Consider the following 23,447-nt stretch of genomic DNA (forward strand, 5'->3'; position numbering starts at 1 on the left):
AAAATGCTCATTTATGGTATCCAAGTTTTAGGGAAATTCGGTTTTCTTTTCTCTAAAAAAGCATCACGTCCTTCTTTTGCTTCTTCTGTCATATAGGCTAAACGGGTAACTTCCCCAGCAAATACTTGTTGTCCGACCATGCCGTCATCGGTTAAATTCATCGCGAATTTTAACATTTTTATTGATGTCGGCGATTTCTCTAAAATTTCTTGCGCCCAATCGAAAGCAGTTTGTTCTAGTTCATCATGTGGAATTACGGCGTTTACCATTCCCATTTCATACGCTTCTTGCGCTGAATAATTTCTTCCTAAAAAGAAAATTTCACGAGCTTTTTTCTGCCCGACCATTTTCGCTAAATATGCTGAACCGTATCCTGCATCAAAAGACGTTACATCAGCATCAGTTTGTTTAAAAATGGCGTGTTCTTTACTTGCCAAGGTTAAATCGCAAACTACGTGTAAACTATGTCCGCCACCAACTGCCCAACCTGGAACAACACAAATTACGGCTTTTGGCATAAAACGAATCAAACGCTGTACTTCTAAAATATTTAAACGATGATAGCCATCTTTACCAACATAGCCTTTTTCGCCACGGGCATTTTGATCGCCTCCAGAACAAAAACTCCAAATTCCATCTTTTGAAGAAGGACCTTCTGCCGATAATAATACGACTCCTATATTCGTGTCTTCGTGTGCATCTTGAAAAGCATCTAATAATTCAGAAGTCGTGTGTGGACGAAAAGCATTACGTATATCGGGGCGATTAAATGCTATTCTTGCTACATTGTGCGACTTTTTATAAGTAATATCTTCATACTCTTTGGCAACTTTCCATTGAGGTTCTATCATAATTTAAAACTATTAACGTTTGTAAGTACAACAAAAATAACATAAAAACTTTGTTTATAACTTTGTATATAACTTTGTTTTCTTTTCTATATTTGAAGGATATAATATAACGCCTGAAGAAATCGCTTAAAAATAATCAAAAAATAATCAAGAAAAAATTAAAAAATAATCATGAAACAACTCTTTTTTTTAGTTACTTTACTGATAAGCACTAGTCTTTTTTCACAAAAAGTAATTACCGATAATATTAATTCTGCCTTCTTTAAAAATGGTAGAAGTGTCAAAATTTATATTCCTGAAAATTACGACAAAGAACAAGCTGTAAAATATCCTTTAGCCATTATTTTAGGCGATCAATATCTTTTTGATATGTACGTTGGAAACGCTAAATTATATGCAAATAGCGACAAAGCTCCACGTCAAATCGTTGTTGGAATTGACATGAAAAACACTTATAAAAAAGATATTTCAATTATTCCATCAAACAACGCATTAACAGAAAGTGCGAAACGATTTCAAAAATTCATCAAAAAAGAATTGATTCCTTATATGGAATTAAATTACAGAACTTCACCTTTCTTAACCATTGCATCTCAGGGAAAAGCGGCTAATTTTAGCACTTATTTTTTAAGAGATATTGAGCCTATTTTCAATGCTTTTATTTGTATTACGCCTGAATTTACAAAGTTCAGTGCTCGAACAATTCAATCTTATTCTTTAGCCAGATTGGGTCAAAAAGATAATTCTTATTTTTTATACACCAGTAATAATAAAAAATATATCAACGAAGAACAACAGGATCGATTTACAGAAATTGGTACTTTTTTAACATCTTTTGATGCTAAAAATATGCACATTACTTTTGATACTTTTGAAAATTCTCCGAGTTATTTATCGGTAATTGGAGAAACGATTCCACGAGCTTTTGAAAAGATGTTTTATTTGTATGCTAAAATCACCAAAAGTGAATTTGAAGCAAAAATTAAAGATTTAGATCCTTTAGAAGCGATAAAATATGTAGAACAAAAATATTTAGACATTCAATATTTATATGGTTCGAATTTGAATGTTCGTTTAGATGATATTTTTGCGATTGAAGGAATTGTTATTGACAAACAAGACGGCGATTATTTGCGTGTTTTAGGTGATTTTGTAATGATAAAATATCCAAATTCACATATTGGTGATTTCTATATTGGAAAGTATCATGAATTAGGAAAGGATTACGAAAAAGCGGAGTTTTACTATAAAGCGGCGTTTGGTAAAATGGGACCTTCTGATCCGAATGCAACAGCTTTTTACGAAAATATAAAACGAGTAACGGATTTAAAAAACAGCCAACCGAAAGACGAAACTCTCCCTGAAGAAAACTTTGAAGAAACTCCTCAAGACAATGAAAATAATGAAAATATCGATGAAAATTCAGACCAAAATAATGAAGCTGAATAATCAATAAAATTTTCATCAAAAAAAAACCGCTATCTTTTTATTTAAAAATAAATGATAGCGGTTTTTTTATATAAAATAAGCTTAAAAGAATATTGAAAAATATTGGAATTAAAATTATTTAATTAATTCAATTCTATCTTCTTTTAGCTCAATTTTTTTATCTTTATACAAACCACCGATAGCTCTTTTAAAAGCCTTTTTACTCATCTGTAAACGAAATTTAATTGATTCTGGCGAGCTTTTATCAGTAAGCATTAAAAAACCTTTTTCATCTAATTTACGCATAATTACATCGGCATCGCTGTCAATTACGTTTCTAAAACCTTGTGGACGTAACGACACATCTATTTTACCATCATCTCGTATTTTTTTAACGTATCCATAGGTTTCCATACCTTCTTCAATATCTTGATATACTTCACTGTTAAACAACAAACCGTCAAATTCATCATCAATTAAAACATTGTACCCTAAAGGTGTTTGCTCCACTATTTTCAAATTTATCTGATCTCCTTCTTGTAAACCACATTGTGAATCGTTTTGCAATTCGTTTTGTGAATTTTCTTGTGAGTCTTCGTATAATCCGTCTTGTAATTCCATTTTATAAGTTTTTAAAATAGTTCTTTAAAACTACGTCATTTATTTCTTTCGGAGTAAAAACCTCCATTATTTTTGGCTTCCCAGATTCCGCATAAAAATCATTCAATCCGTTCAATTCTGTTGTTAATTCTTCTAAATTTGAAATAGCTGTATATTCAAAATCATACATTTTTGCCAAATGTTCCGCCGTTAAATGATGTGGCGTTTCAAAATAATTTGTGGCATTTGTAGTCGATGGTCCAGGGATAAACCTGAAAATTCCGCCACCAGCATTATTTATTATAATAATTCTAAAATCTGTAGGAATATTAGTGTTCCATAAAGCGTTGCTATCGTAAAAAAAACTTAAATCTCCTGTAATAAAAGTTGTTTTTTTGATGGTTTTTGTTGCAAATCCCGCTCCGATTGCCGTGCTTGTACTTCCGTCAATCCCGCTTGTACCTCTATTGCAAAATATTTGCAAGGTTTTATTGGTATCAAATAATTGTGAATACCTGATTATAGAACTGTTGCTAATTTGAAGCTGTGAATTGTTAGGAATTGCTTTTAAAACGGTTTCAAATACTTTTAAATCGGAATATTCACAATTTGCTAAATATTGTTGATGTTTTTGATGTCGTTCTTGCTTTTTAACCAGCCATTTTTGTTGATAAATATTGCTGATTTCTGCTAATTCACTTACTTTATTTTCTTGCTGATTTGCTAATTTTCGCAAAAAATATACGGGTTTCTCTTGCACAAATTCCGATAAACATTGATAGGTATCCATGGGTTTAAATTCATCGATATGCCAATGATTTTCAGGTGTATATTTTCGCAAAAATTGCTTTATTTTCTTAGAAATAACCATTCCTCCCAAAGTAATTAAAACCGCTGGACGCAATGCCGAAAAATCAGCTTCGTTTAAAGGAATAATCAATTTATCAATGCTGTTGATAAATTTTAAATGATATAAATTTGAAGTCGTTTCTGTAAAAACTAAAACAGACTGATTATCCGCTAAATCAGTTAAAACAGCTTGCAATTCATCCTCAGGGAAATGACTTCCTACTAAAATCATTTTTTTAGAAGATGTATTCCAAATTTCTATTAATTTCTGATAATTTTTAGCATCTTGAAAATTAGTATTTTGATTGTTTTCTTCTAAATTTTCAGAAAAATCAATCATTTTTAAATCATCAACAGTTTCATACAAAGGCTCGTCAAAAGGAACATTAATATGTACCGGTGCTTTTTTTGAAATTGCAATTTGCAAGGCTTTACTTACTAAGGTTTTATTTTGAATAAACTGATTGCCCGATTTATTGGTCGATTCTGTTAAATTTGCCGAAAATAATACATGATTTTCAAACACATTTTCCTGACGGATGGTTTGTCCATCGCCAATATCGATTAAATGTTTGGGTCTATCCGCAGAAATTACCACCAGCGGAATATTGCTATAAAAAGCCTCCGCTATGGCGGGATAATAATTTAATAATGCAGAGCCTGAAGAACAAATCATAGCCACAGGTTTTCGCTTTTGCTGAGCGATTCCTAAGGCAAAAAAAGCGGCACAACGCTCATCAACAACACTTAATGTTTCTATTTTTGGATGATTTGAAAACCCAATAGTCAGCGGTGCGTTTCTTGAACCTGGCGAAATAATAACGGTATCAATATGAAATTGATGACATGCTGAAATAACTAATTGTGCGAGTTCTTTTTTTGGATACATCTTACTTTAATTTAAAAAAATGTCATTTTAAAGAATTACTTCAAAATGACATTTTATGCTAAAAAATTAATATTATGGCAATAATCTTGCGATAATACTTAGTTTTTTCTTTTAGTTTCCTTTTTTATAATCTTCTAAAAATTTTGCCAAACCGATGTCTGTTAAAGGATGTTTTAACAATCCTTCGATTGCACTTAAAGGTCCTGTCATTACATTGGCACCTAATTTTGCACAATCAATAATGTGCATCGTGTGACGTACAGATGCCGCTAAAATTTGTGTTTCAAAATTATAATTATCATAAATTAAACGGATTTCAGAGATTAAATTTAATCCATCTGTTGAAATATCATCTAAACGACCAATAAATGGCGATACATACGTTGCTCCTGCTTTGGCCGCCAATAACGCCTGACCTGCTGAAAAAACAAGTGTTACATTTGTTTTAATTCCTTTTGATGAAAAATATTTACACGCTTTAATTCCATCTTTTATCATTGGTAATTTTACCACGATTTGAGGATTTAAAGCAGCTAACGCCTCTCCTTCTTTTACCATTCCGTCAAAATTAGTTGAAATAACCTCAGCAGAAACATCACCTTCTACCAATTTACAAATTTCTTTGTAATGATTGATAATATTTTGTTCGCCTGTAATTCCTTCTTTTGCCATTAAAGATGGATTGGTCGTTACACCATCTAAAATTCCTAACGCTTGTGCTTCTTTTATTTGTGCTAAATTAGCAGTGTCTATAAAAAATTTCATCTATATATATGTTATATGGTTAAATTAATTTTAATTAAAAGCGATTTTTTGACTTTACAGAATATTGCTTACAAATTTACAATTTATTTATAATTTAGCTATAATTTATAATGATTCATTAATAGTTTTTGATACATTTTATCAGGTAGTATTCGTTTTAGAACGATGGAGAATTTTTCCATAAAACCACCTATTTTGTAATGTATTTTAGGATTTTTATGTTCTATAATTTCATGCAATGCCTTTGCCATTATTTCAGGATTCATTCCTGATGACACATGCCCGTCCATTAAAGCTAAATTTTCGGCATATTTTTCTTTATAAGCCGATTTTTCATATACTGGCGTATGATATCTTCCTGCGGCAATATTGGTGGCAAAATCACCAGGTGCTACATTTATTACCTTAATTCCAAAACTTTTCACCTCCATACTAATGGCTTCTGTAACGAGTTCTAAAGCACCTTTACTTGCCGAATAAATCCCCCTAAAAGGCAATCCCATATAACCTGCGATGGATGTTAAATTAATAACAACACCCGATTTTTGTTGGCGCATTTGTGGCAAAACAGCCTTGATAACATCAATAGTGCCAAAGAAATTCGTGTTAAAATTCGCACGCATTTCATCGGTTGGCGTATCTTCAATCGACCCTGTTATTCCTTTTCCTGCATTGTTTATTAACACATCTATTCTACCTTCTTTTTGAAGAATACTTTGAATAGCTTCTTGTATTGTTACTGGTTTTGTAACATCTAAAGCCACCATTTTATAAGGTAATTTTAAACCTTCGGGATTTCTGCTTGTTCCGTAAACGATATACTTTTTATGATGCAAATAAGTAGCAACCGCTTTTCCGATTCCTGAAGATGCGCCTGTTATTAATACGACTTTTGACATTTATTAAATTTTATACAAATATCAGAAAAGTTCGCTATAATTAGCCATAATTCATTCTGGTAAACAAAAAAATTAAACACTTATATTTGTAATCCTTATTTAATAACAACTTTATAATGAATAAAAAAATAATTATAAGCGCTTTTTTTCTGATAATCAGTAATACTATATTCGCACAAACATCGCTGTTTGAACATAGTAAAAACTTCACACATCAAGACAGTTTGCGAGGAACAATAACACCCGAAAGAGTTTGGTGGAACTTGATGTATTATCATTTAGATATTGCTGTGAATCCTGATAAAAAATTTATCCAAGGAAAAAACACGGTACAATACACCGTTTTAAAACCACATAATGTATTACAAATTGATTTACAAGCGCCTTTAAAAATCACGAAAGTTGTTCAAAATGGCAGAGAATTAAAAGTAACTCATCAAGGAAATGCACATTTTATTCATTTGAAAGAAACTCAAAAAATAGGCGCTGTTAATTCTTTGGATATTTATTATAAAGGACACCCAAAAGTTGCAAAAAATGCACCTTGGGATGGTGGTTTTACCTGGAAAAAAGATAAGAATGGGAATCATTTTGTTGCCACTTCTTGCCAAGGATTAGGTGCAAGTGTTTGGTGGCCAAACAAAGATCATATGTATGATGAAGTGGATAGCATGGCAATTAGCGTGCGTGTTCCTAAAAATTTGATGGATATTTCTAACGGAAAATTACGCAATATCGAGCAACATAATGACGGTACAAAAACCTATCATTGGTTTGTCGATAATCCGATTAATAATTATGGCGTCAATATAAATATTGGTAATTATGTACATTTTTCTGAAAAATATAACGGTGAAGCGGGTATTTTAAATATGGATTATTATGTGTTACAAGATAATTTATCAAAAGCAAAAAAGCAGTTTAAAGAAGCTCCTAAAATGATGAAAGCTTTCGAACATTGGTTTGGGAAATATCCTTTTTATAAAGATGGATACAAACTCGTAGAAGCGCCTTATTTAGGTATGGAACATCAAAGTTCGGTTACGTATGGAAATAATTTTGAAAACGGATATTTAGGACGTGATTTATCAGGAACTGGCTGGGGTTTACAATTCGATTTTATTATTATTCACGAATCGGGACATGAATGGTTTGCCAATAATATTACCAATAAAGATATTGCAGATATGTGGATTCATGAAAGTTTCACCGCCTATTCTGAAAGCTTATTTTTAGACTATTACTACGGTAGAAAAGCATCCAAAGAATATATTATAGGAACTCGAAAAAACATCAAAAATGATATTCCAATTATTGGACAATATGATGTAAACAGCGAAGGTTCTGGCGATATGTATTATAAAGGTGCAAATATGTTGCATACCATTAGAACCTTGCTTAATAATGATGAAAAATGGCGACAAATTTTACGTGGTTTGAATTCGGTTTTTTATCATAAAACAGTAACAACCAAACAGGTTGAAAATTATTTAATAGCACAATCAGGCTTAGATTTATCTTGTATTTTTGATCAGTATTTACGAACCATTAAAATTCCTATTTTTGAATATAAAGTTAAAAACAATGAAATTTCATATCGATGGAAGAATGTTATTGAAGGTTTTAATATGCCTATAAATATTTTGGTTGATAAAAAAACTCAACAATTAAATCCTACTAAAAATTGGCAAAAAACAATAGTTTCTTCGGATAAAATAGCGGCTAAAATTACGGTGGATGAAAATTTTTATATAGATATTAAAAACATAAAATAAACCCAATATAGGTTACGTAGAGACGCGATGCATCGCGTCTCTACAAATCGTGGGATTACACCAACATTATTTTTTTGATTAAATTTTCGCCAATTTCTTCGTTTATCATTCGGATTATTTTCTCTTTTCCATAATTTAATTCCTCTCTTAAAACAGACGATGTCAAACGAACAATTAACGTTCCGTTTTGTAGTTTCACTTCACTAGTATAAGACGCAACTCCAGCGCCCATTAACTTTTCCCAAGCTTCGTGAATGTGAATTTTCTGAAAACCTTTGTTTAAATTTCCTTCTTTAATATAACTTCCTAATAAATCTTTAATTGAAAAACTATCATTTTCTCGTTTTGCCATACTTTTTTAAAATTTATATTATAAATTAAAAATTTGATATTCTTGATTACTATTTTTAAGTACATTTTCGGTTCTGTCAAAATGTGTATCAGTTATAAAAATTTGTCCAAAAGCGTCATTATTTACCAAAGCGACAATTTGTGCGACTCGATTTTCGTCTAATTTATCAAAAATATCATCTAATAATAAAATCGGCGTTACGTTTGATTGTTTTTTAATAAATTCGAATTGTGCTAATTTCAAAGCGATTAAATACGATTTTTGTTGTCCTTGCGATCCAAATTTTTTAATAGGATATTCGCCAATTTCAAAATTCAAATCATCTTTATGAATCCCCGATGACGTATATTGTAACATTCTATCTTTCGATAAACTTTGCGTTAATAAATCGGCTAAAGAAGTTTCATGTAATTGACTTTTATAGCGTAAATTCACTTTTTCTTTTGCTCCTGAAATTATTTGATGTTTTTCATTAAAAATCGGTACAAATTCTTCTAAAAAGTCTTTTCTCTTTTGATAAATAATCATTCCTAATTCGATTAATTGCGCATCATATACTTTTAAATTTAAGGCATCAAATATTCTGTTTGCAACAAAATATTTTAACAACGCATTTCGCTGACTGATAATTTTATTATACGAAATTAAACTTTGTAAGTATTTTTTATCTTGTTGAGAAATAACGCCATCTATAAATTTTCGGCGGGTTTCACTGCCTTCTACAATTAAATTTCTATCGGCAGGCGAAATAATAACCAACGGCAATTGCCCGATATGTTCCGAGAATTTTTCGTAAGCTTTATCGTTTCTTTTTAATATTTTTTTCTGACCTCTTTTTAAAGAACATAAAATTTTCTCATTTCTATCGCCTAATTGATAGGTTCCTTCAATCATAAAAAAATCTTGCCCATGACGAATATTTTGTCCAGCAACCGAATTAAAGTAACTTTTTGCAAACGACAAATAATAAATAGCATCTAACACATTGGTTTTTCCAACGCCATTATCGCCCACAAAACAGTTTATTTTCTGCTGAAAATCAAACGATTGCGTTTCAATATTCTTAAAGTTTACCAATGATAATTTTTGCAAATACATACTGAAAATTGTTTCAAAAAAGAACCTGCAAATTATGTTTTTTTTAGCGAAAAAATCAATTTTTAAAATCCAATTTAAAAAGCTATTTTTGTTCCACAAATTTTTAAGCAATTATGGCTACATACAAAAAAAGAGGATACAAACCTAAAAAAGAAAAGATTGTAGAAGAAGTTGAAGAGAACTTTGATGAATCGCAAAGTACCACGGCTGAAGTATTTAATACTTTAGATGATACGGCAAATAAATCAGAGCAATGGATTGAGAAAAATAGCAAATCTTTATTTTATGGATTGATAACAATCGCGGCTTTAATTTTAGGATATTTAGCCTATACTTCATTCATTTCAGAACCAAATCAAAAGGAAGCTTCGAATGAGTTAGCATATCCAAGAACATTCTTTGACAAAGCAGAGAAATCAGCTGGTGTTGCAGCAGATTCTTTATATAACATCGGATTAAATGGTGGTGATGGAAAATATGGTTTTACCGATATTGCTGATAAATTTAGCGGTACAAAAGCAGGAAATTTAGCAAATTATTATGCAGGTATTTCATATTTAAAAATTAAAAAATATCAAGAAGCGATTTCGTATTTAAGTGATTTTGATTCCGAAGATGAATTATTAGGAGCAACTGCTTTAGGAGCAATTGGCGATGCTTTTGCTGATATTAATCAACCAGAAGATGCCTTAGCTTATTATCAAAAAGCAGCTAAAAAGAAAAGTAATGACTTTACAGCGCCTTTATTCTTATTTAAAGCGGCACAAACTGCCATGACTTTAAAAGAATATAAAACTGCTGAAAAATTATATACAAAAATTAAAGAAAAATACGCTAGTACCGATCAAGGTAAGGATATTGAAAAATATATCAATAGTGCAAAATACGCGCAATAATGGCAACAACAAATTTATCTTATTATGATAAAGCAACGATCCCAAATGCGAAATCTTTTCGATTTGGGATTGTTGTTTCAGAGTGGAATCCTGAAATTACAGGAAACTTACACAAAGGAGCGATTGATGCTTTTTTAGATTGTGGAGCTCAAGAAAATAACATCACTTCTTGGGATGTTCCAGGAAGTTTTGAACTTGTTTACGGATGTAAAAAAATGATTGAATCTCAAAAAGTAGATGCAATTATTGCTATTGGAAACGTAATTCAAGGAGAAACAAAACATTTTGATTTTGTTTGTGAAGGTGTTACACAAGGTATTGTCGATTTAAACATTAAATATGATGTTCCTGTGATATTCTGTGTTTTAACCGATAATACAAAGCAACAATCTTTAGACCGTTCTGGAGGAAAACTAGGAAACAAAGGTATTGAATGTGCTATTGCAGCGATTAAAATGGCAGCACTTAAAAACATCGATAAACCAATAAGTTCTTTAGGTTTTTAATTATATCAAGATATTTTAAACTATTTTTAGTGAATTTTTAGCTTTTTTTTAGCGATTCATTCAATTCAACGTTTTACAAAAAAACGACTGATAAGAAATCTTATTTAAACAAAAAATAAAGGAAAAAGAGTCAGAATGTAGTACATTTTGGCTCTTTTTTAACGTTAATTTATCCTTAATTTTTGACGATTAATTGATAATTGAGTAACTTTGAATTTCGTCTTAATTTGGTGTAATTTTTGTTACACTTCAAAAGTATTACAGTATTCAAAAAGAAGCAATGTGCTATGGGATTTATTAAAAAAGAAAATAAAAAATTTAACTACAAGCCTACTTACTACAAAGGGGACGGAAATCCGTATCAAGTAAAACATAAATTTGATGAATTTCGTACAACCGTTGGAAAATCAAAAGGCATAAAAGGTAAATTTACAGATGCTATTGATGAATTTAAAAATTCTGAAAATGGTGGTTTTAACAGTACGATTCTAATTTTAGTGGCATTTTTTTTAGTTTTATTCTTATTTTTTATCGATTTCGACCTTTCCATCTTTTTATCTAAAAATAACTAATGTCTGATATTATACAATTATTACCCGATCATGTTGCGAACCAAATTGCTGCGGGTGAAGTAGTACAACGCCCTGCATCAGTCGTTAAAGAATTAATTGAAAACGCTATTGATGCGGGTGCTACTGCTGTTAAACTCCTAATAAAAGACGCTGGAAAAACATTAATTCAAGTAATTGATGACGGTAAAGGAATGACTGCCAACGATGCTCATTTAAGTTTTCAACGGCATGCAACTTCAAAAATTAAAAACGCACAAGACTTATTTAATTTACATACTAAAGGATTTCGTGGCGAAGCTTTAGCCTCTATCGCTGCGATTGCGCATGTCGAACTCAAAACAAAACAAGAACATCAAGAAATAGGTTCTTTCATAAAAATTGAAGGAAGCACTATTGTAAATCAAGAAAATATTATAACTCCAAAAGGTACAAGCATATCTGTTAAAAACCTATTTTATAATATTCCTGCACGTCGAAATTTTTTAAAATCAGAAACGATTGAAACTCGTCATATTATAGAAGAATTTCAACGAATTGCGTTAGTACATCCTGATATTTCATTTTCATTACACCATAATACAACAGAGGTTTATCATCTGAAAAAAAGCAATTTACGCAAACGAATTGTCGCTATTTTTGGAAACAAAATGAATGAACGATTAGTGCCAATTTCTGAACAAACCGATATCATTTCTATCAAAGGTTTTATAACAAAACCCAAATTTGCTAAGAAAAAAAGAGGCGAACAATACTTTTTTGTAAACAATCGCTTTATTAAAAGTTCGTATTTAAATCATGCCGTGGTAAATGCCTTTGAAGGATTGCTCGAAAATGGTGCGCATCCTTCTTATTTTCTATATTTAGAAGTGCCTCCAAATAGTATTGACATCAATATACATCCGACAAAAACAGAGGTTAAATTCGATAATGAAAAAGTTTTATACGCCATTTTACGAGCTACGATTAAACATAGTTTAGGACAATATAATGTTGCCCCTACGCTCGATTTTACCAGGGATGCCAGTTTGGATACTCCGTATGATTATAATAAAAATCATTCGAAATCAACAGCTGTTCCACCAATTACGGTAGATCCGAATTTTAATCCATTCAAATCATCGCCAAGTTATCAACCGAAATCGGAAGTTTTAGACTATTCAAACGATTCTAAAAATAGTAGTAAATTGAGTGATTCTAATAATTCAAATTCGATAACATATCAATCTAATTTTAAGAAAGATACCAGTGATTGGGAAGCTTTATATATTGATAATCAATCGTTAGAGGATATCGAAAATACGACACAATCTCAACTTTTTGAAATACATCAAGAAACAGAAACAGGGAAAACTTTTCAAATTCAGAAGAAATACTTGTTAAGTTCTATTAAATCTGGCGTAGTTTTAATTAATCAATCGTTGGCACATCAGCGTATTTTATACGAAGAATTTTTAGAAAATATTACCGTTAAAGAAGCCAGTAGTCAGCAATTATTATTTCCTGTAAATATCTCGTTTTCAAAACCCGATATCGGAATGATTTACACCATAAAATCAGACTTAGAAAGTGCTGGTTTTATGTTCGATGAATTTACCAAAGAAAGCGTTATCATCCGTGGGATTCCGACATCAATTAGTGAGAGTCAAATCACTTTAATTTTAGAGGAATTATTAGATGATATTAAACTAGAAGTACCCGATGCTAGTTTTAGTCATTTTGATGTAATGGCGAAATCTTTTGCGAAATCATTGGCTATCAAAACAGGAACGGTGCTAAATAATAAAGAGCAAGAAAGTTTAGTTGATGATTTATTTTGCTGTAAAGAACCAACTATTTCACCTTTTGGAAAACCCACGTTTAAAACATTAACATTAAACGAAATTGATACTATTTTTAATAAATAATAAATAAATATGCCAAAAATAACGGACGCTATTAAGCATTTGATAATCATTAATGTGATTATGTATTTTGCACCACAGCTTTTAAATTTAGATGTAACCAATATTTTCGCATTACATTACCCTGAAAATGAAAACTTTGGAATTTGGCAATATGTTACGCATATTTTTATGCACGGAAGCACGATGCACTTACTTTTCAATATGTATGCTTTGTGGGCATTTGGTACGCCGTTAGAACAAATGTGGGGGAAAAATAAGTTTATTTTCTTTTATTTTTCGGCGGGTATTGGTGCTGGATTAATTTATACGCTTGTTAATTATTATCAGTTTAACGGAATTTATGAGCAATTAATTGAACAAGGAATTTCAGCGATTGACATCAAAAATTTATTAAATACAGGACAATATAATGAGAGTCTAATTACACTTTCCAACCAAACGATGAGCGAGTTTTACAGTTTGTACCACACGCCTGCTGTTGGAGCTTCTGGAGCTGTTTACGGTATTTTAGTTGCCTTCGGATTGCTATTTCCTGATGCTAAATTAGCCTTGATATTTTTCCCTGTTCCGATTGCCGCAAAATATTTTATTCCTATCATGATTGCTAGTGATGTATTCTTTGGAGTTACCAAATATTCTATCGGAAATATTGCACATTTTGCTCACATTGGAGGTGCAATTATTGGTTTTATAATTGCTTGGTATTGGAAAAAAAATCAATTTAAAACACTTTAATTTAGTATCTTGTATCTTGTAAAAAAATATTGAATGAATACATTTAATACGTTAAATAATTTTGAAAATTTAAAATATCGATTTAAAAATGCTGGAATTGTAGAGCAACTTATCTATATAAATCTTGCGGTATTTTTATTGGTTTTTATCAGCAATACTTTTAGTTTTTTATTTGAATCGAACACTAATTTTTTAGTAAAATGGTTTGCTTTGCCTGCTAGTTTTGATGATTTTTTATCAAAACCTTGGACAATTATTACCTACGGATTTTTACATACTGGATTTATTCATATTTTATCAAATTTAATTGCCTTATTTTATATCGGACATTTATTTAAGCAATATTTTACGTCGAAACAATTGCTGAATTTTTATCTTTTAGGAACTGTTTTTGGAGGGATTATTTTCATGGCGAGTTATCATTTTTTTCCTGCCTTACAAAAAGTTGCCGATACCAGTATTTTATTAGGCGCATCAGCAGGAATTTCGGCTATTTTCATAGGAATTGCCACATATATGCCTAATTACGAATTAAAATTTCCGTTAATTGGTTTTGTGAAATTATGGAAATTAGCGTGTATTTGGGTAGCTTTCGATGTTCTCCAAATACCAGCAGGAAATGCTGGCGGACATTTAGCACATATCGGCGGTGCATTATTTGGTTTTTTATATGTGTTAAAAGCCAGCAATAAAGAATTAGAAATTTTGAATCCGTTTAAAAAAATAGTAACTACTTTTTTTCAAAATAATAGAAATAATAGAAAAGAGAAAAATAAAAGAGAGCAACCATTAAAAACGGTTTATAAATCAGGAAAAAAAAGCACAAAAACTACTCTTAAAAAGAGTGAAAAATCTGTAAATCAACAAGAAATTGACGCAATTTTAGACAAAATAAGTAAAACAGGCTACGATACTCTAACCAAAGCTGAAAAAGATTTTCTATTCAAACAACGTTAAAAATAGTAAAAACATTCATAAATTTTATATAATACGCTTATAAAAAATTAAATTTAAAGACAAATCGGAAATGAAAAAGTATTCAATTATACATAAATTACTATTTTTTGTCAATTCAGTTTTTGCAACAGTATTGTTATTTTCCTACGTTTTGGCCTTTATATCACCTCAAATACTTCCAGCTGTTGCTGTTTTTAGCTTATTTGTGCCATTATTAATCATTATAAATATTGGATTTTTTATATACTGGTTGTTAAAACTTCATAAAAATAGCTTACTTTCTTTGTTTATTTTGCTAATCGGTTGGTTTACATCTCCACCACTTGTCAAATTTTCAAATAAAGAAACCGTTTTAACAAATGATTTAAAAATAATGAGTTATAACGTGCATTTATTTAATTATTATAAACATTTAAGCGAAGTAACTACCGAACAAAAAATATATGAATTTATAAACAATCAAAACCCCGATGTTATTGCCATGCAAGAGTTTTATCACTCTGATTTATTAGATATAAAACTGCCGTATAAATACATTAAAACCAAATCTAAAGCTAGTAAATTCGGGCTTGCTATCTATTCGAGATATCCTATTGTCAACAAAGGTTCTTTAAATTTTAAAAACAGTGCGAACAATACTATTTTTGTCGATATTGTTAAAAATCAAGATACAATTCGAGTATATAATGTACATTTAGAATCACTAAAAATAAATCCTGAAAAAGAATATTTTGGCGAGAAAGATTCCGAACGATTATTTAAACGTTTAGCCAATGGTTTTGAAAAACAAGTATCGCAAACAGAACTTATTTTGCAACACGAATATTCATGGAAAAAGAAGAAAATTATGTGTGGCGATTTTAATAATACCTCCTATTCTTGGGTATATCGACAATTATCGAAAGATAAAAAAGATGCTTTTTTAACCGCTGGTATTGGTTTGGGGAAATCTTTTAGATATATTTATCCGATGCGAATTGATTTTATGCTAACCGATACTATGGCGACGATTAATCAATATAAAACATTTAATGATATTAAATTATCCGATCACTACCCGATTATGACGCGTTTACATTGGTAAATTATTGTCAGTTTGAATGATTTTTCAGCTTTTTTTAACTCGTTTTAAATTCAATAAATCTATCGGATTGATGCCTAAATTATGTATGTTTTTTTGACTAAAACGAATTACTTCATCATAATATAACGGAATAATTGGTGCTTGTTTAATGAGTATACTATCCATTTTTTGATATAATTGATATCGTTTTTCCGTATTAATTTCTTTTATTGATTTTTCATATAAAGCATCAAATTTTTGATTTTTAAAGTGCGTATAATTAGGTCCATTAGGAATAAAATTTTTGCTATAAAATAATGACAAATAATTTTCTGCATCAGGATAATCAGCAATCCAACTAGCTCTAAAAACAGCTAATTTTCCACTTGATTTTGCTTGTCGTAAAGCAGATGGCGGAATTACCTCAACTGTTGTTTGTAAACCAATATTCTGTAATTCACGCTGTATAAATTCACATAAATCTAAATAATTGGCGTTGGTTGTAATGGTAATTTTCGGATTTTCATCGCCTGTTTCTTCGCGATATTTCGCCATCAAAGCACGTGCTTTTTCAGGTTGATACGAATATCCTTTTTGATTATTAAATGAAGGCAAACCTTTAGGGATAAATCCACTTGTGGCGGGTGTTCCTATTCCGTTTCGTAAAAATTTAATCATTTTTTCACGGTCAAACCCATAATTAATGGCTTGTCGTATCAACAAGTGTTGCGTTGGATTCTTTAAATTTTCATCTAAATAAATCCCTAAATATTCTGTGTTTAAATACGCACCTGTTTGCATTCTAATTTTATCAAGATGCTTGGCTTTTAAAGTTCCATCAATATTTAAAATATCATCTTTATAAGATGCATCTAAACTTTTCATAAAATCAATATTTCCTTGGATAAATTGCAGATATTCGCTTTGTTTATCAGGTAAAAAAGTAATGGCAACGGCTTCTAAATGCGGTAATTTAGTTCCTTTTGAATCTTTTTCAAAATACAACGGATTTTTACGCAACACTAATTTGGTGTTTTCTACCCATAATTTAAATTGAAAAGCGCCTGTTCCTATCGGATTTGCTCTAAATGAATTTCCAAAATAATCAACGGCTTCTTTTGGAACTACCGAACAATATTTCATTGCCAATAATCCTAAAAAAGGCGGAAAAGCTTGTTTTAAATTGATGGTAAAAACGGAATCATTTTCAGCTTTGAAATTTTTCACATTTTGAAGCACCCAACCTCCTGGAGATGCTACTTTTTTTGACAATAATCGCTCAAATGAATATTCAAAATCATCAGCGGTTACAAGTCTTGTTGAATCTTTTCCAAATAACAAATGCTTATGAAATTTAACATCATTTCTTAGGATAAATTGATAGGTTTTTCCATCTTGTGAAATCGCCCATTTTTTGGCAATATCAGGCTGAATATGTAAACTATCATCTAATTGAACCAAGCCATTAAATAATTGATTAACCGCCCAAATATTCCGCTGATCTTTGGCAAAAGCAGGATCTAAAGAACTAATATTTGCGTGTTCATTATATCGAAAAACTTGCGCATCAGTAAATTTACTTTTTTGCTCGCTACAAGAATATATACTGATAAAAATAAGCGATAAAAAAATTAATTTAACGCTGTTTTCTTTTGTTTTTATAATACGATTTATCTGCAATATATATGGTTTTTAAAACTTCTGCATAAACAACAGAAGCATCTTTATTGATAATTTTAATTTCTTTAACCAAATCAATTTCCTTCTTTTCAAGAACCTGTTTTTTTATCTGAAGGATTTCAATATCTGTAAAAATAAAATCGACATATGAATTTTCTCGAGCAGGTCTTTTAAACTTAATTGTAGCATTTTTATCCCAAACAACATAATCTTCTCCTAAAATATACATTAATTGAATCATAAAAATAGGATCGGTTGCCGAAAATAAACTTCCTCCGAAAATAGTACCGACATAATTTTTGTTTTTATAACTAATCGGAATTTTAATTTTTACGGTTAATAAATCATCAGAAACAACCATAATTTTACCTGTGGATCGGCGATACATCGGCGAAAAATTAAATCCATACTTAAAAATAGTGCCTTGTTTAAAAAAAGTGCCTAATATTTTTGATAGTGTTGCGTACATTTTACCTTTTTTAAATTGATGTGTTTTAAATCTATTGCAAACTTGTTCTTTTATTTTTTCTTTACTTGTCTGTTTATACCTTTTTTCAAGATAATTAAACGCTAAAAAATCATGAATAAAATTGTAATTTTGCAATTGATAAATGTACAAGAATGAACGCAGATAAAAAAGTAGCTTTTTATACTTTAGGATGTAAATTAAATTTTTCTGAAACCTCAACAATTGCTCGAAACTTTGTAAACGAAGGTTTTGAACGGGTCGATTTTGATGAAAAAGCCCAAATATATGTAATAAATACCTGTTCGGTAACCGATAATGCCGATAAACGTTTTAAATCGATTGTAAAAAATGCGCTAAAACAAAATGAAGATGCTTTTATAATTGGCGTTGGTTGTTATGCCCAATTAAAACCAGAAGAATTAGCCAATGTAAACGGCGTGGATTTGGTTTTAGGAGCAACTGAAAAATTTAACGTTACCAGTTATATCAACGATTTAACCAAAAATGATATCGGTAAAGTGCATTCCTGTGAAATTGAAGAAGCCGATTCGTATGTTGGTGCGTATTCTATTGGCGATCGTACTCGTGCATTTTTAAAGGTGCAAGATGGTTGTGATTATAAATGTACGTATTGCACAATTCCGTTGGCTCGTGGTATTTCTAGGTCAGATACCTTGGAAAATGTATTGAAAAATGCCAAAGAAATATCAGAAAAAGGAATTAAAGAAATCGTTTTAACGGGTGTTAATATCGGCGATTATGGAAAAGGTGAATTTGGAAACAAAAAACACGAACATACTTTTTTAGAATTAGTCAAAGAATTAGACAAGGTTGAAGGAATTAAACGTTTGCGAATTTCATCAATTGAACCAAATTTATTAAAAGATGAAACGATTGATTTTGTCGCTAAATCGAAAACTTTTGTGCCTCATTTTCACATTCCACTGCAATCTGGTAATGACGAATTATTGAAAAAAATGAAGCGTCGTTATTTAACGCAAACCTACACCAATAGAACGCAAAAAATTAAAGAAGTAATGCCAAATGCCTGTATTGGCGTAGATGTTATTGTTGGTTTTCCTGGAGAAACAGACGAATTATTTTTAGAAACTTACAATTATTTAAACGAAATGGATATTTCGTATTTACACGTTTTTACTTATTCTGAAAGACCAAACACAGAAGCGGTTGATATGACTGGAATTGTTCCTAAAAATGTACGTGCAAAACGAAGTAAAATGTTACGAGGTTTATCAGTTAAAAAACGTAGGGCTTTTTATGAATCACAATTAGGAAATACGCTAACCGCATTGTTCGAAAGTGAAAATAAAGAAGGCTATATTCATGGTTTTACACAGAATTATGTAAAAGTTAAAACACCTTGGAATCCTGAATTGGTCAATACTTTACATACCGTTACCTTAACTAAAATTGATGAAGATGGTTTAGTTCGTTTTGATTTTGATGACTAAAATTTAATAAATTTTGATAAAAAAAATATAAATATTTACTATTGATGGAAAAAAAACACCTCTATTTTGTGCCTGGTTTAGGAGCAAATACCAAAATATTTGAATACATAAATTTATCAAAAGAAAAATTTGAACTTCATTTTCTAGAATGGTTATTGCCCATTTCTATTGATGAAAGCATCGAAGCATATGCCAGAAGAATGTGTGAAAATATTCATCATGAAAAACCAATTTTAATTGGGGTTTCTTTTGGTGGAATTATGGTGCAGGAAATGAGTAAAATTATTAATTGCCAAAAAGTAATTTTAATATCGAGTATCAAAAATAATAAAGAACTTCCAAAACGTTTGAAATTAGCCTTTATAACGGGCGTTTATAAACTTTTTCCATCAAAAATTATTGCAAATATCGAAAACTATGAACGCTACTTTTTTAATGATTATCTAAAGAAAAGAGCAGAATTATATAAAATATATCTATCAAAAAGAGATGAAAATTATTTGCAATGGTCGATTTATAATGTATTGCATTGGCAACAAAGTGAATCTTTATCAAATATAATTCATATACACGGAACTGATGATGAAGTTTTCCCTGCAAAACATATTCAAAATTATATTAAAATTGAAAAAGGAACGCATATCATGATTTTAAATAAAGCAAAAACTATTTCTAAAATTTTGGAAAAAGAATGTTTTAAATAGTTAACTTGTTAGAATTAAAAGAAAAAACCACTAATTCATCTAAAAAAATTGAAAAAATGAATAAATACATCCGATTATTATCGCTGATAACCATTGTTTTTGTAACTGTTTTATTTACAAATATTATTAGTAAATCAAAAGAACCTACCATAAAAAACGTTTCCGAACATTATGAAATTAGAGCCGTAAAAGCTCCTGATTACATGGAACTTGCAGGTGAAATTGTTCCTTTAGAAAAATCAGATATTAAAGAACGTATGGATCGTGAATTATTAGTAAATACCTATTGGCAATCCAACGGATTATTGTTGATAAAACGTGCGAATAAATTTTTTCCAATTATCGAACCTTTGTTAAAAAAATATGGTATTCCTGATGATTTTAAATATTTATGCGTTGCCGAAAGTGCGTTAATTAATATTCCTTCATCAAAAGGAGCTGCTGGATATTGGCATTTTATGCCCGCAACTGGTCGTGAATATGGCTTAGAAGTAAACAGAAATGTTGATGAACGTTATAATTTAGAAAAATCAACAAGAGTTGCTGCCGAATATTTAAAAAGAGCTAAGAAAAATTTAGGTTCTTGGACGCTTGCCGCCGCCGCTTATAATGCTGGAAATGGTCGAATTTCACAACGATTACGTCAACAAAAGGTTGATAATTATTACGACTTACTATTAAATACAGAAACAGGACGTTATGTTTTTAGAATTTTAGCCCTAAAAGAAGTGCTTTCAAATCCTAAGAAATATGGTTTTATGTACGATCAGGAAGATTTATATACCTACCCAGATACTTATGAAGTTCAAGTAGATACCTCTATAACAAATATTACTGATTTTGCTAAAAAACATGGAGTTACTTATAAAGATTTAAAAATAATGAACCCTTGGTTGCGAGATACAAAACTTAATAATAAAAGTAGAAAAACATACACCATAAAAATACCTCTTAACTAAAATGAAAAAAGCATTACCATTTATATATATTATAATCGGAGTTTTAATTTTAGTCGAATCAATTTATCAATTTGTTCAAGATAAAGAACTATATAGGGTCTTTTTGGGAATTACTACTCAAAGTAAATATATATACTTACTTGTAAAAGTATTATTTGCTAGTTTATTTTTAGTTGATGGAATCAAAAAAATTAGAAAACAATAATACAACAGCAAATTAGTTTAACTAATTTGCTGTTATTTTTTGTACTCTTCCTACAATTCCTGAAGTTAATTGTACTTTTATTCCATGAGGATGATTTGCTGAATTGGTTAATAATCGACTCACAATTCCCGCTGTTAATTCTCCTGTTCTTTGGTGATTTTTCTGTACTATTTCAACAGATGCGCCTATTGTAATATCTTTTCTGTTCGTTCCGTCTTTCATTTGAAAATTAGTTTTGTTTTTAAAATAAGAAAACCTATCAAAATAAATTGATAGGCTTCTTTAAAAAGTTTACTCTGGTAAAATATATATTATAATACTCTTACGTCAACAGCGTTTAATCCTTTTTTTCCTTCTTGTAATTCGAATTCAACTTCGTCATTCTCACGAATTTCATCGATTAATCCTGAAACGTGTACAAAATGTTCTTTGTTTGATCCTTCTTCTGTAATAAATCCAAATCCTTTTGATTCGTTGAAGAATTTTACGATACCTCTACTCATAATATAAAAAATATATGTTGCTTACTTAATTGATAGCAACGTTAATTGAATTGCAAATGTAATGCCAAAATTTACAAATCAATCTAAAATTAGTAAAAAATTGTATTTTTTTGATTATAATTTTTCGGTTTCTTTTAAAAATCTATCTTTATTTATGTCATCAGAAAACTTTAGTGTAAAGTAAAACAACAAAAAAGCCTATCAAATAAATGATAGGCTTTTTTTAAAAAGTTTACTCTGGTAAAATATATATTATAATACTCTTACGTCTACAGCGTTTAATCCTTTTTTTCCTTCTTGTAATTCGAATTCAACTTCGTCATTCTCACGAATTTCATCGATTAATCCTGAAACATGTACAAAATGTTCTTTGTTTGATCCTTCTTCTGTAATAAATCCAAATCCTTTTGACTCGTTGAAGAATTTTACGGTACCTCTACTCATAATATAAAAAATATATGTTGCTTACTTAATTGATAGCAACGCTAATTGTTATACAAATGTAATGCCATATTTTTAAACTAAGGCTAAATTTCTTTTTTATTTATTATTTATTTTTCTACTGATTTTTCTACTGATTTTTCTACTGATTTTTTTTAGGGTATCAAAAATCGCTATAAAATAAAAAAGCCTATCAAATAAATGATAGGCTTTTTTTTTTAAAAAGTTTACTCTGGTAAAATATATATTATAATACTCTTACGTCTACAGCGTTTAATCCTTTTCTTCCTTCTTGTAATTCGAATTCAACTTCGTCATTCTCACGAATTTCATCGATTAATCCTGAAACATGTACAAAGTGTTCTTTGTTTGATCCTTCTTCTGTAATAAATCCAAATCCTTTTGATTCGTTAAAGAATTTTACGGTACCTCTACTCATAATAAATAATTAATATGTTGCTTACTTAATTGATTGCAACGATTTTTGTATGACACAAATATAAAATAATTATTTTTAATAACAAAATAAAATTATATTTTTTTATCAAAATTAAAAGACACTACTCTAATTTAATAGCTTAACAGTATATTAACTTAAAAAGTTTCATATTTATTTAAAAATAAATGATAAAAACAAACAATTACTTCCATTCTGTTTCAATAAAAAACACTAATTTAGCGAAAATTAAGCTATTAAGTTATAAAATAATCAATTTAAAAGTGTATATTTTATGTTTTCAATAAAAAATAAGGGTTTTAAATACATTTAATTCCTACTGTTTTTTTCAGTATTTTAGAGAAAAATGAATAGAAAACCATCAAAAACAACACAAAAAAAAATAATTTAAGCACTTTTTAACAAATTACACAACTCG

At 29.8% G+C, this 23,447-nt stretch carries 26 protein-coding genes; 13 read left to right on the forward strand and 13 right to left on the reverse strand.

Going from position 1 to position 23,447, the window contains the following annotated elements:
- Positions 1-11 precede the first annotated feature (11 nt).
- Positions 12-851, reverse strand: a complete 840-nt coding sequence (locus L0U77_RS05930) for a 1,4-dihydroxy-2-naphthoyl-CoA synthase (protein WP_101916886.1) — start codon at positions 849-851, stop codon at positions 12-14.
- A gap of 171 nt (positions 852-1,022) precedes the next feature.
- Between L0U77_RS05930 and L0U77_RS05935 the strand changes: the two genes are divergently transcribed.
- Entirely contained in the window at positions 1,023-2,300 is a 1,278-nt protein-coding gene (locus L0U77_RS05935) for an alpha/beta hydrolase-fold protein (RefSeq protein WP_233860922.1), read from the forward strand.
- A 114-nt stretch (positions 2,301-2,414) separates the two neighbouring features.
- On the opposite strand, the gene L0U77_RS05940 is transcribed toward L0U77_RS05935, so the two are convergent.
- The 4 genes from L0U77_RS05940 to L0U77_RS05955 form a co-directional block, all read right to left on the reverse strand.
- Positions 2,415-2,900: a S1 RNA-binding domain-containing protein gene (locus L0U77_RS05940; RefSeq protein ID WP_233900885.1), complete on the reverse strand. Its 486-nt coding sequence runs from the start codon at positions 2,898-2,900 to the stop codon at positions 2,415-2,417.
- Between the two features lies 1 nt (position 2,901).
- The gene (gene menD, locus L0U77_RS05945; protein WP_233900886.1) at positions 2,902-4,617 is read right to left on the reverse strand and encodes a 2-succinyl-5-enolpyruvyl-6-hydroxy-3-cyclohexene-1-carboxylic-acid synthase; all 1,716 of its coding nucleotides are present in this window, start codon (positions 4,615-4,617) and stop codon (positions 2,902-2,904) included.
- Between the two features lie 111 nt (positions 4,618-4,728).
- Positions 4,729-5,382: a fructose-6-phosphate aldolase gene (gene fsa, locus L0U77_RS05950; RefSeq protein ID WP_233884311.1), complete on the reverse strand. Its 654-nt coding sequence runs from the start codon at positions 5,380-5,382 to the stop codon at positions 4,729-4,731.
- A gap of 98 nt (positions 5,383-5,480) precedes the next feature.
- On the reverse strand, positions 5,481-6,281 hold the full coding sequence (locus tag L0U77_RS05955; protein WP_233900887.1) for an SDR family oxidoreductase: 801 nt from the start codon (positions 6,279-6,281) through the stop codon (positions 5,481-5,483).
- Between the two features lie 116 nt (positions 6,282-6,397).
- Here L0U77_RS05955 and L0U77_RS05960 point away from each other — a divergent pair, with 116 nt between their 5' ends.
- A complete protein-coding gene (locus tag L0U77_RS05960; protein ID WP_233900888.1) occupies positions 6,398-8,056 on the forward strand; it encodes a M1 family metallopeptidase in 1,659 nt (552 codons plus the stop codon).
- Between the two features lie 55 nt (positions 8,057-8,111).
- On the opposite strand, the gene L0U77_RS05965 is transcribed toward L0U77_RS05960, so the two are convergent.
- Positions 8,112-8,408 carry a DciA family protein gene (locus L0U77_RS05965; RefSeq protein ID WP_101916880.1) on the reverse strand — a complete coding sequence of 99 codons (297 nt, stop codon included), beginning with the start codon at positions 8,406-8,408 and terminating at the stop codon, positions 8,112-8,114.
- A gap of 18 nt (positions 8,409-8,426) precedes the next feature.
- Complete coding sequence (recF, locus tag L0U77_RS05970) at positions 8,427-9,506, reverse strand: DNA replication/repair protein RecF (protein ID WP_101917049.1); 1,080 nt, start codon at positions 9,504-9,506, stop codon at positions 8,427-8,429.
- A 113-nt stretch (positions 9,507-9,619) separates the two neighbouring features.
- Between recF and L0U77_RS05975 the strand changes: the two genes are divergently transcribed.
- The 7 genes from L0U77_RS05975 (at position 9,620) to L0U77_RS06005 (ending at position 16,160) form a co-directional block, all read left to right on the forward strand.
- Positions 9,620-10,402 (forward strand): tetratricopeptide repeat protein, encoded by a 783-nt coding sequence (locus tag L0U77_RS05975; protein ID WP_101916879.1) that lies wholly within the window; start codon positions 9,620-9,622, stop codon positions 10,400-10,402.
- Positions 10,402-10,908, forward strand: coding sequence for a 6,7-dimethyl-8-ribityllumazine synthase (gene ribH / locus L0U77_RS05980; protein WP_233860919.1), 507 nt, complete (start codon positions 10,402-10,404; stop codon positions 10,906-10,908). Before L0U77_RS05975 ends, ribH begins: the two co-directional genes overlap by 1 nt.
- 287 nt (positions 10,909-11,195) lie before the next feature.
- Positions 11,196-11,480: a riboflavin synthase subunit beta gene (locus tag L0U77_RS05985; RefSeq protein ID WP_101916877.1), complete on the forward strand. Its 285-nt coding sequence runs from the start codon at positions 11,196-11,198 to the stop codon at positions 11,478-11,480.
- Complete coding sequence (gene mutL, locus L0U77_RS05990; RefSeq protein ID WP_101916876.1) at positions 11,480-13,384, forward strand: DNA mismatch repair endonuclease MutL; 1,905 nt, start codon at positions 11,480-11,482, stop codon at positions 13,382-13,384. Before L0U77_RS05985 ends, mutL begins: the two co-directional genes overlap by 1 nt.
- Positions 13,385-13,393: 9 nt before the next feature.
- Positions 13,394-14,119 (forward strand): rhomboid family intramembrane serine protease, encoded by a 726-nt coding sequence (locus L0U77_RS05995; protein ID WP_233897788.1) that lies wholly within the window; start codon positions 13,394-13,396, stop codon positions 14,117-14,119.
- 33 nt (positions 14,120-14,152) lie between these two features.
- Positions 14,153-15,076, forward strand: a complete 924-nt coding sequence (locus L0U77_RS06000) for a rhomboid family intramembrane serine protease (RefSeq protein ID WP_233897789.1) — start codon at positions 14,153-14,155, stop codon at positions 15,074-15,076.
- Between the two features lie 70 nt (positions 15,077-15,146).
- Complete coding sequence (locus L0U77_RS06005; protein WP_233897790.1) at positions 15,147-16,160, forward strand: endonuclease/exonuclease/phosphatase family protein; 1,014 nt, start codon at positions 15,147-15,149, stop codon at positions 16,158-16,160.
- Between the two features lie 24 nt (positions 16,161-16,184).
- On the opposite strand, the gene L0U77_RS06010 is transcribed toward L0U77_RS06005, so the two are convergent.
- Positions 16,185-17,813 (reverse strand): ABC transporter substrate-binding protein, encoded by a 1,629-nt coding sequence (locus L0U77_RS06010; RefSeq protein ID WP_394801653.1) that lies wholly within the window; start codon positions 17,811-17,813, stop codon positions 16,185-16,187.
- On the reverse strand, positions 17,776-18,288 hold the full coding sequence (locus tag L0U77_RS06015) for a PaaI family thioesterase (RefSeq protein ID WP_233897792.1): 513 nt from the start codon (positions 18,286-18,288) through the stop codon (positions 17,776-17,778). Before L0U77_RS06015 ends, L0U77_RS06010 begins: the two co-directional genes overlap by 38 nt.
- A 152-nt stretch (positions 18,289-18,440) precedes the next feature.
- On the opposite strand from L0U77_RS06015, the gene mtaB reads away from it, so the two are divergent.
- The 4 genes from mtaB to L0U77_RS06035 are packed head-to-tail and all read left to right on the forward strand — an operon-like array spanning position 18,441 to position 21,628.
- Positions 18,441-19,760, forward strand: coding sequence for a tRNA (N(6)-L-threonylcarbamoyladenosine(37)-C(2))-methylthiotransferase MtaB (gene mtaB / locus L0U77_RS06020; RefSeq protein ID WP_233897793.1), 1,320 nt, complete (start codon positions 18,441-18,443; stop codon positions 19,758-19,760).
- Positions 19,761-19,804: 44 nt separating this feature from the next.
- Positions 19,805-20,464: an alpha/beta hydrolase family protein gene (locus tag L0U77_RS06025; RefSeq protein ID WP_233900889.1), complete on the forward strand. Its 660-nt coding sequence runs from the start codon at positions 19,805-19,807 to the stop codon at positions 20,462-20,464.
- A gap of 56 nt (positions 20,465-20,520) precedes the next feature.
- On the forward strand, positions 20,521-21,423 hold the full coding sequence (locus L0U77_RS06030; protein WP_233900890.1) for a lytic transglycosylase domain-containing protein: 903 nt from the start codon (positions 20,521-20,523) through the stop codon (positions 21,421-21,423).
- Position 21,424: 1 nt separating this feature from the next.
- Positions 21,425-21,628, forward strand: coding sequence for a hypothetical protein (locus L0U77_RS06035; RefSeq protein WP_233884328.1), 204 nt, complete (start codon positions 21,425-21,427; stop codon positions 21,626-21,628).
- Positions 21,629-21,649: 21 nt separating this feature from the next.
- On the opposite strand, the gene L0U77_RS06040 is transcribed toward L0U77_RS06035, so the two are convergent.
- From L0U77_RS06040 to L0U77_RS06055, 4 genes are all read right to left on the reverse strand, one after another.
- The gene (locus L0U77_RS06040) at positions 21,650-21,850 is read right to left on the reverse strand and encodes a YwbE family protein (protein ID WP_101916870.1); all 201 of its coding nucleotides are present in this window, start codon (positions 21,848-21,850) and stop codon (positions 21,650-21,652) included.
- Between the two features lie 89 nt (positions 21,851-21,939).
- The gene (locus tag L0U77_RS06045) at positions 21,940-22,131 is read right to left on the reverse strand and encodes a cold-shock protein (RefSeq protein ID WP_101916869.1); all 192 of its coding nucleotides are present in this window, start codon (positions 22,129-22,131) and stop codon (positions 21,940-21,942) included.
- A gap of 252 nt (positions 22,132-22,383) precedes the next feature.
- Positions 22,384-22,575 carry a cold-shock protein gene (locus L0U77_RS06050; protein WP_233884331.1) on the reverse strand — a complete coding sequence of 64 codons (192 nt, stop codon included), beginning with the start codon at positions 22,573-22,575 and terminating at the stop codon, positions 22,384-22,386.
- Positions 22,576-22,819: 244 nt separating this feature from the next.
- Positions 22,820-23,011, reverse strand: coding sequence for a cold-shock protein (locus L0U77_RS06055; protein WP_101916868.1), 192 nt, complete (start codon positions 23,009-23,011; stop codon positions 22,820-22,822).
- Positions 23,012-23,447 lie beyond the last annotated feature (436 nt).

This window comes from Tenacibaculum piscium (genome assembly GCF_021390715.1).
GTDB lineage: Bacteria > Bacteroidota > Bacteroidia > Flavobacteriales > Flavobacteriaceae > Polaribacter > Polaribacter piscius.

Bases quoted from the DNA above. Each gene is read 5' to 3' on its own strand.
- L0U77_RS05930 (WP_101916886.1), bottom strand. From the start codon at position 851: ATGATAGAACCTCAATGGAAAGTTGCCAAAGAGTATGAAGATATTACT.
- L0U77_RS05935 (WP_233860922.1), top strand. From the start codon at position 1,023: ATGAAACAACTCTTTTTTTTAGTTACTTTACTGATAAGCACTAGTCTT.
- L0U77_RS05940 (WP_233900885.1), bottom strand. From the start codon at position 2,900: ATGGAATTACAAGACGGATTATACGAAGACTCACAAGAAAATTCACAA.
- menD (WP_233900886.1), bottom strand. From the start codon at position 4,617: ATGTATCCAAAAAAAGAACTCGCACAATTAGTTATTTCAGCATGTCAT.
- fsa (WP_233884311.1), bottom strand. From the start codon at position 5,382: ATGAAATTTTTTATAGACACTGCTAATTTAGCACAAATAAAAGAAGCA.
- L0U77_RS05955 (WP_233900887.1), bottom strand. From the start codon at position 6,281: ATGTCAAAAGTCGTATTAATAACAGGCGCATCTTCAGGAATCGGAAAA.
- L0U77_RS05960 (WP_233900888.1), top strand. From the start codon at position 6,398: ATGAATAAAAAAATAATTATAAGCGCTTTTTTTCTGATAATCAGTAAT.
- L0U77_RS05965 (WP_101916880.1), bottom strand. From the start codon at position 8,408: ATGGCAAAACGAGAAAATGATAGTTTTTCAATTAAAGATTTATTAGGA.
- recF (WP_101917049.1), bottom strand. From the start codon at position 9,506: ATGTATTTGCAAAAATTATCATTGGTAAACTTTAAGAATATTGAAACG.
- L0U77_RS05975 (WP_101916879.1), top strand. From the start codon at position 9,620: ATGGCTACATACAAAAAAAGAGGATACAAACCTAAAAAAGAAAAGATT.
- ribH (WP_233860919.1), top strand. From the start codon at position 10,402: ATGGCAACAACAAATTTATCTTATTATGATAAAGCAACGATCCCAAAT.
- L0U77_RS05985 (WP_101916877.1), top strand. From the start codon at position 11,196: ATGGGATTTATTAAAAAAGAAAATAAAAAATTTAACTACAAGCCTACT.
- mutL (WP_101916876.1), top strand. From the start codon at position 11,480: ATGTCTGATATTATACAATTATTACCCGATCATGTTGCGAACCAAATT.
- L0U77_RS05995 (WP_233897788.1), top strand. From the start codon at position 13,394: ATGCCAAAAATAACGGACGCTATTAAGCATTTGATAATCATTAATGTG.
- L0U77_RS06000 (WP_233897789.1), top strand. From the start codon at position 14,153: ATGAATACATTTAATACGTTAAATAATTTTGAAAATTTAAAATATCGA.
- L0U77_RS06005 (WP_233897790.1), top strand. From the start codon at position 15,147: ATGAAAAAGTATTCAATTATACATAAATTACTATTTTTTGTCAATTCA.
- L0U77_RS06015 (WP_233897792.1), bottom strand. From the start codon at position 18,288: ATGTACGCAACACTATCAAAAATATTAGGCACTTTTTTTAAACAAGGC.
- mtaB (WP_233897793.1), top strand. From the start codon at position 18,441: ATGAACGCAGATAAAAAAGTAGCTTTTTATACTTTAGGATGTAAATTA.
- L0U77_RS06025 (WP_233900889.1), top strand. From the start codon at position 19,805: ATGGAAAAAAAACACCTCTATTTTGTGCCTGGTTTAGGAGCAAATACC.
- L0U77_RS06030 (WP_233900890.1), top strand. From the start codon at position 20,521: ATGAATAAATACATCCGATTATTATCGCTGATAACCATTGTTTTTGTA.
- L0U77_RS06035 (WP_233884328.1), top strand. From the start codon at position 21,425: ATGAAAAAAGCATTACCATTTATATATATTATAATCGGAGTTTTAATT.
- L0U77_RS06040 (WP_101916870.1), bottom strand. From the start codon at position 21,850: ATGAAAGACGGAACGAACAGAAAAGATATTACAATAGGCGCATCTGTT.
- L0U77_RS06045 (WP_101916869.1), bottom strand. From the start codon at position 22,131: ATGAGTAGAGGTATCGTAAAATTCTTCAACGAATCAAAAGGATTTGGA.
- L0U77_RS06050 (WP_233884331.1), bottom strand. From the start codon at position 22,575: ATGAGTAGAGGTACCGTAAAATTCTTCAACGAGTCAAAAGGATTTGGA.
- L0U77_RS06055 (WP_101916868.1), bottom strand. From the start codon at position 23,011: ATGAGTAGAGGTACCGTAAAATTCTTTAACGAATCAAAAGGATTTGGA.